General features: G+C 53.0%; 1 rRNA gene. It reads left to right on the top strand.

Going from position 1 to position 942, the window contains the following annotated elements:
- A 23S ribosomal RNA gene (locus KB559_RS25015) occupies nt 1–942 on the top strand; the annotation flags it as partial.

Raw genomic sequence — 942 nt, 5'->3', positions numbered from 1 at the left:
TCAGGGGTAGGGGAGCGTTGTATGTAGGTTGAAGGTGTACCGTAAGGAGCGCTGGACAGCATACAAGTGAGAATGCCGGTATGAGTAACGAAAAGATCAGTGAGAATCTGATCCGCCGAAAGCCTAAGGGTTCCTGAGGAAGGTTCGTCCGCTCAGGGTAAGTCGGGACCTAAGGCGAGGCCGAAAGGCGTAGTCGAAGGACAACAGGTTGAAATTCCTGTACCACCGTAAACCGTTATGAGCAATGGGGTGACGCAGTAGGGTAGTGACGCGAGCTGATGGATGCTCGTCCAAGCAGTGAGGCTGATGTGTAGGCAAATCCGCACATCGTAAGGCTGGGCTGTGATGGGGAGGGAAAATTTACAGTACCGAAGGTCATGATCTCACACTGCCAAGAAAAGCCTCTAGCCAGGTGAAGGTGCCCGTACCGCAAACCGACACAGGTAGGCGAGAAGAGAATTCTAAGGCGCGCGGAAGAACTCTCGTTAAGGAACTCGGCAAAATGACCCCGTAACTTCGGGAGAAGGGGTGCCCCGGTAGTGTGAATAGCACGAGGGGGCCGCAGTGAAAAGGCCCAAGCGACTGTTTAGCAAAAACACAGGTCTGTGCGAAGCCGCAAGGCGAAGTATACGGGCTGACGCCTGCCCGGTGCTGGAAGGTTAAGGGGAGTGGTTAGGGGTAACCCGAAGCTATGAACTGAAGCCCCAGTAAACGGCGGCCGTAACTATAACGGTCCTAAGGTAGCGAAATTCCTTGTCAGGTAAATTCTGACCCGCACGAATGGCGTAACGACTTGGGCGCTGTCTCAACGAGAGATCCGGTGAAATTTTAATACCTGTGAAGATGCAGGTTACCCGCGACAAGACGGAAAGACCCCATGGAGCTTTACTGCAGCTTGATATTGGACTTTGATACGATTTGTACAGGATAGGTGGGAGCCTA

It is taken from the genome of Paenibacillus sp. Marseille-P2973, from assembly GCF_018101095.1.
GTDB classification, from domain to species: Bacteria; Bacillota; Bacilli; order Paenibacillales; family Paenibacillaceae; genus Fontibacillus; species Fontibacillus vini.
This window is presented reverse-complemented; position numbering and strand designations above follow the sequence as displayed.